The following is a 6,000-nucleotide window of genomic DNA, read 5'->3' as shown; positions in this document are numbered from 1 at the left end:
ACCTCTACTTTGTTAATCTTTAACACAAAACTTATAGACTCGTGCAGTTCGTTGTGAAAGTGCGTGGTTTGCTTAGTGCAACTAGAGTCGAAAAACCGAGCTTCGGATGGGTGCGTGGTAGGAGAGTCTGGTGTGGTGTGTGCAGCAGCAATGATGCTAGTGTTCTCTAAGCAATAAATACTCAGTGTCTGCAGAGCATGAATGTTAAAGTTCTCTAAGCAATAAATACTCAGTGTCTGCAGAGCGCAACTGCAAAACTTGAGTCTAGTTGTATAAAGTTTTTTGTAATTTTTGGGAATAAAAGTTGACTTTTACAAGTTGAGTGTAGTAGGCTCAAGTTTTGGAAAGCAAAAAAGCTGAGATTTTATATAGTTCCCAATACGGAATCTAAATAAAACTCAGCTTACGAACTACAGAACTTAAAGGAAAACGTAATTGCACAAAACGTGCAATCCTGAGTTAAGGAGAAATTATGGGACGTGCAGTAGGTATTGATTTAGGTACAACAAATTCTTGCATTGCTACTCTTGAAGGCGGCAGCCCAACCGTTATTGTGAACGCTGAAGGCGCTCGCACCACACCATCTGTTGTGGCATTTAGCAAGTCCGGCGAAATTTTGGTCGGTGAAGTTGCTAAGCGTCAGGCTGTAACAAACGTTGATCGCACAATTAGCTCCGTAAAGCGCCACATGGGCACTGATTGGACTGTTGAAATTGATGGCAAGAAGTGGACTCCACAGGAGATTTCCGCACAGGTTTTGATGAAGTTGAAGCGCGATGCTGAAGCCTACTTGGGCGAGCCAGTAACCGACGCTGTTATTACATGCCCAGCATACTTCAACGATGCTCAGCGTCAGGCAACTAAGGACGCAGGTAAGATTGCAGGCTTGAATGTGCTTCGTATTATTAACGAGCCAACTGCTGCAGCTTTGGCTTACGGTCTCGAAAAAGGCAAGGAAGACGAGCGCATTTTGGTATTCGACTTGGGCGGTGGTACTTTCGATGTGTCCTTGCTTGAAATTGGTAAGGATGACGACGGATTCTCCACAATTCAGGTTCAGGCTACTAATGGCGATAACCACTTGGGTGGCGACGATTGGGATCAGAAGATTATTGATTGGCTTGTTGGCGAAGTTAAGAACAAGTACGGCGTTGATTTGAGCAAGGATAAGATTGCTTTGCAGCGTTTGAAGGAAGCTGCTGAGCAGGCAAAGAAGGAGCTTAGCTCTTCTACTTCCACCTCAATTTCTATGCAGTACTTGGCAATGACTCCTGACGGCACTCCAGTGCATTTGGATGAGACTTTGACTCGTGCTCACTTTGAGGAAATGACTTCCGATTTGCTCGGTCGCTGCCGTACACCATTTAACAACGTGCTTTCTGACGCTGGAATTTCCGTAAGCCAGATTGATCACGTGGTTCTTGTTGGTGGTTCAACTCGTATGCCAGCTGTGAAGGATTTGGTGAAGGAACTTACCGGTGGTAAGGAAGCTAACCAGTCCGTGAACCCAGATGAAGTTGTTGCCGTTGGCGCAGCCGTTCAGTCGGGCGTTATTAAGGGAGACCGCAAAGACGTTCTGCTTATTGATGTAACTCCACTTTCCTTGGGTATTGAAACCAAGGGTGGCATTATGACAAAGCTTATCGATCGCAACACTGCTATTCCTACGAAGCGCTCGGAAGTATTCTCTACTGCTGAAGACAATCAGCCGTCCGTGTTGATTCAGGTTTACCAGGGTGAGCGTGAGTTTGCTCGCGATAACAAGCCTCTTGGCACTTTTGAGTTGACTGGTATTGCTCCAGCTCCTCGTGGCGTTCCTCAGATTGAAGTCACTTTCGATATTGACGCTAACGGCATTGTGCACGTTTCCGCTAAGGATAAGGGTACTGGTAAGGAACAATCCATGACTATTACCGGTGGTTCTGGTCTTCCAAAGGACGAAATCGATCGCATGGTGAAGGAAGCTGAAGCTCACGAAGCTGAAGATAAGAAGCGTAAGGAAGAAGCTGAAGTTCGCAACCAAGCAGAAGCCTTTGCTTATCAGACTGAAAAGCTTGTGAACGACAACAAGGATAAGCTTTCCGACGAAATCTCTAAAGAAGTTACCGACAAGGTGAACGCTTTGAAGGAAGCTTTGAAGGGCGATGACGTTGAGAAGATTAAGTCTGCTCAGAGCGAGTTGATGACTTCTGCTCAAAAGATTGGCCAGCAGCTTTATGCACAAAATGGTGACCAAGCTGCTCCTGGTGCTGCTGGTGCACAAAGTGCAGAATCTGCTGCTAAGGATGATGACGTAGTTGACGCCGAAGTGGTGGATGACGACAAGGACGATAAGGACAACAAGTAATGTCCGAGTTTAACGCCAATGAATATTTGCAAGACATGAACGATGCTGATTCGCTCGACGCAAATGTTGCTGGTGAAACTTCACGAGATTGTGAGCAAGTGCCTCATAGCGCAGACAATGCTGCACATGCTAGTGAAGATAGTAAGAATCAAGCAGAAACGCAAGCTGATGCACATATTGACACCAACGTTTCTGCTGATTCTTCCAGCCAAGCAACTGCTGAAAAATCTGAGCTACATGCTACTGCAACACAATCGGCAGAATCTTCTGAAACTGATCAAGATGCAGATGCTAATTCAGATAGTTTGACACCTCTGGGTAAAGCTAAAAAAGAAGCTGCAGAATACTTGGAAGCGTTGCAGCGTGAGCGCGCAGAATTCATTAATTTCCGTAATCGCGCTAAGAAAGAGCAAGATCTTTTCCGTGAACACGGCATTACTGACGTGCTGAATGCATTGCTTCCAGCATTGGATGATATTGATCGTATTCGTGAGCATAGCGAGATGGATGATTCGTTCAAAGCTGTTGCAACGAAGATCGATAAAGCTTTCGCAAAGTTTGGTGTGGAAAAGTTTGGTGAAAAGGGCGAGGACTTCGATCCGACTAAGCATGATGCAATTTTGCACAGACCAGATCCAGATGCAACGAAAGAAACAGTCGATGCTGTTGTTGAAGCAGGATACCGTATAGGGAATCGTGTTATCCGTGCTGCTCGCGTCGTAGTCGCATCTCCTCATAATGAGTGATTGCTTATTTGCTATAACGCGGTTTTGATACTCCGCTGGGGTATGTGAATTGTGGTTTACTCGTGTTAACTCGTCGTCGGGTTAGCACGAGTATGCATATAGTGCGTTGCGTTTATTGCGTAACTATATGCATGAGATGCAAAGCATAAAAGTAAGTATACAAGTATAAAAGCGTGTAGTGTGCCAATGTGCTGATAAGGGAAGGAGGCACACATGGCTGAAAATGAATGGTTAGCTAAGGATTTTTATAAGGTTCTCGGTGTCTCCAAAGATGCTGATGAAGCAACGATTACTAAAGCGTATCGTAAACTTGCACGTAAGTATCATCCGGATTTAAATAAAACAAAAGAAGCAGAGGAAAAGTTTAAGGACGTTTCTGAAGCTTATGATGTTTTAAAAGATAGCCAAACGCGTCAGCGCTACGATGCTATTCGTCAGTTTGGTGCAGGAGGTGCTCGTTTCGCCGGTGGCGCTGGTGGAGCAGGCGGCTTTGACGCGTCAAGCTTCTCGGATATTTTCTCCATGTTTAATGGAGGAACCGGTATGGGCGGCAACGGTTCACGCATTCGTTTCACAACTAGTGGGGCAGGACCGAATATGGGGGATATTTTCTCCATGTTTAGCGGAAGCCAGCAGAATCCAAGCGCATCTGGGTTCCAAAGCGCGAATAATTTTGGTAATGCACAGTATACACAATCACAGCCGGAAAATATGCCTGAAGTTGGTGAAGATATAACAACGAATATTACGCTCACTTTTAAGCAGGCTTTTAAAGGTGCTACGGTGTCGTTGCGTGCAGCTGGTACAACTTTCAAAACGCATATTCCAGCTGGTGTAAAAGCCGGTCAAAAAATTCGTTTGAAAGGAAAAGGTAAGCCCGGTAAATTTGGTGGTGCTGCGGGAGATTTATATTTACAAGTTCACGTAGAGGAATCAAATACATTCACTTTACGTGGTAATAATTTGGTTGCAGCATTGCCTTTGACGTTGAGTGAAGCAGTACACGGTGCAAAAGTTATGCTGAACGACGTAGATGGTAAGCCTGTGACTTTTAAAGTACCTGCGGGGTCTTCTAGCGGCGATGAAATTCATGTTGAAGATGCTGGAGTCCCAGGTGCTCATGGTGATTTTATTGGTGTTGTACAAATTCATATACCGAAGCGTGCAACTATGCTACTGAAACATGCAGCAAAAGAATTTGATAAAACTGCCGGTGATGCCTACGTTGCAGAAGTTAAAAAACTCAGGCAAAACTAAGTAGTAATACTAAGTAGTATTACTTAGCAACGTTGAATAGCAACAATTCAATAACGTAGTAAGAAAGGCGTGCTATGAAGCCAATAACGCGTGAAACTAAAGCGCTGTATGAGATGTGTGCAGTGGCTTTAGTGCGAGGTAATGCAACGCTTGATGGCGCAGACGAGGTAGGTTTTATCCTTGATTTACCAGTATTCACTGTCAGTCATGTAGCACGCCTTACTAATACACATCCGCAAACCTTGCGTCAATATGATCGACTCCGTTTGATTATGCCTCAGCGAACAGAAGGAGGCGCTCGCCGTTATTCTTTGCGAGATATTGACAGAATTGTACAAACTCAGCATTTAAGCCAAGATGAAGGTATTAATCTTGCAGGAATTATGCAAATTTTGGCATTGCAAGAGGAAAACCGTCAGCTTAAGAGGCGCGTAAGGCATTTAACGGAAATAGTAGAATCTTCTGATCGTAATATTTTTGCGGCAAATGCAGATGGTGACATTGTTGAAATGCATCGTTCGCGTAATGCACGACATTGGAGGCGGGACATACGTACAGAGCGAAAAGCTTTGCCATCATCATATACGTCTTCAGCAAGCATTCACGAAAAAGAAGGCCAATCAGTTTTGGATGATAAATCAGTAGTATTGTGGCGAGCGTGGAGCCTATAGTAACGTAGACAAGGTTACGTATTGTGCTGTAGTGAGAAATTAGTGAGAAGAATGAATAGTACGAAAAGTAATACAGGATTATTGCGAAACATAATGTGCTACAGAAGCTGCAACAAATATATGTGCAGTACAGCAGTATAAAGGATTGTGAATGGCTGAACAGACGACGAATGTGTTGGCAAATACTCTTAACTCAAGTGAAGAAAAACATGCGTTGCGCGCAGTATTTTGGGATATGGATGGCACTCTTATTGATTCCGAACCGTACTGGCATGAGTCTGAGTTTTATTTGGTAAAAAAATTCGGTGGATACTGGGATGAAGATTTAGCTTGGGAGTGTTCTGGCGGGTCTCTTGAAACTGTTGCCAATAAAATGATTCCGTCTGGCACTAAGTTAACGGTTGAAGAAATTGGCAAAGGCATGGTTGATTACGTTGCTGCTCGTGAAGCAGAGGCTGTGCCGTGGATTCCAGGTGTGCTCGAAGTGCTCAGAAGTCTTATTCAAGCTGGTATTCCTTCTATTTTGGTGAGTAATTCGCCGCGACGCTTAGTGGAAAATATTGTGAACCACGCTCCAGAAGGTGCTTTCGCTGGGTATGTGTGTGGAGACGATGGTTTTAAGCCGAAGCCTAGCGCCGAACCGTATCTTGCTGCGGGGAAAATGGTTGGTATTGAGGGCACAGATGAGGAAGTTGCAAAGCAAATGGCTCATTGCATTGCCATAGAAGATTCGTTATCAGGTCTTACTGCCGCAATGAATTCGGGAGCAACTGTAATTGCACAAACAGGTTTCTCGCGCGCAAACATATCCGAAAGTAAGCATCACGCAGAACTCAACGGTTATGCGGGCGTAACTGCGCAAACGTTTAAAGATTTAGTTACAAAACAATGTAATGAATAAAATCAAATGACAATCCAGAATAAGCTGCAAAAATAAACAACAAAAAAGCTGCTCAGCGTGCTCAGAAAGTGTTGATTT

General features: G+C 44.3%; 5 protein-coding genes. All 5 read left to right on the top strand.

Annotated elements, in window-relative coordinates; all coding sequences use genetic code 11:
• The first annotated feature begins 472 nt into the window (after positions 1–472).
• The 5 genes from dnaK to HMPREF3208_RS00280 all read left to right on the top strand — a co-directional run bounded on the left by dnaK (position 473) and on the right by HMPREF3208_RS00280 (position 5,922).
• The gene (dnaK, locus tag HMPREF3208_RS00300) at positions 473–2,347 is read left to right on the top strand and encodes a molecular chaperone DnaK (protein WP_064346669.1); all 1,875 of its coding nucleotides are present in this window, start codon (positions 473–475) and stop codon (positions 2,345–2,347) included.
• Positions 2,347–3,093 (top strand): nucleotide exchange factor GrpE, encoded by a 747-nt coding sequence (grpE, locus tag HMPREF3208_RS00295; RefSeq protein ID WP_016637068.1) that lies wholly within the window; start codon positions 2,347–2,349, stop codon positions 3,091–3,093. The genes dnaK and grpE overlap by 1 nt, the downstream gene beginning before the upstream one ends.
• A gap of 213 nt (positions 3,094–3,306) precedes the next feature.
• Positions 3,307–4,350, top strand: coding sequence for a DnaJ C-terminal domain-containing protein (locus HMPREF3208_RS00290; RefSeq protein ID WP_064346667.1), 1,044 nt, complete (start codon positions 3,307–3,309; stop codon positions 4,348–4,350).
• Positions 4,351–4,424: 74 nt separating this feature from the next.
• Positions 4,425–5,021 (top strand): heat shock protein transcriptional repressor HspR, encoded by a 597-nt coding sequence (locus HMPREF3208_RS00285; protein WP_016637070.1) that lies wholly within the window; start codon positions 4,425–4,427, stop codon positions 5,019–5,021.
• 151 nt (positions 5,022–5,172) lie between these two features.
• Positions 5,173–5,922, top strand: coding sequence for an HAD family hydrolase (locus HMPREF3208_RS00280; protein WP_016637072.1), 750 nt, complete (start codon positions 5,173–5,175; stop codon positions 5,920–5,922).
• The last annotated feature ends 78 nt before the right edge of the window (positions 5,923–6,000 follow it).

Source organism: Gardnerella vaginalis, from assembly GCF_001546485.1.
Taxonomy (GTDB): Bacteria; Actinomycetota; Actinomycetes; order Actinomycetales; family Bifidobacteriaceae; genus Bifidobacterium; species Bifidobacterium vaginale_D.
The sequence above is the reverse complement of the archived record's forward strand: the minus strand, read 5'-3'. Positions and strand labels throughout refer to the sequence as shown.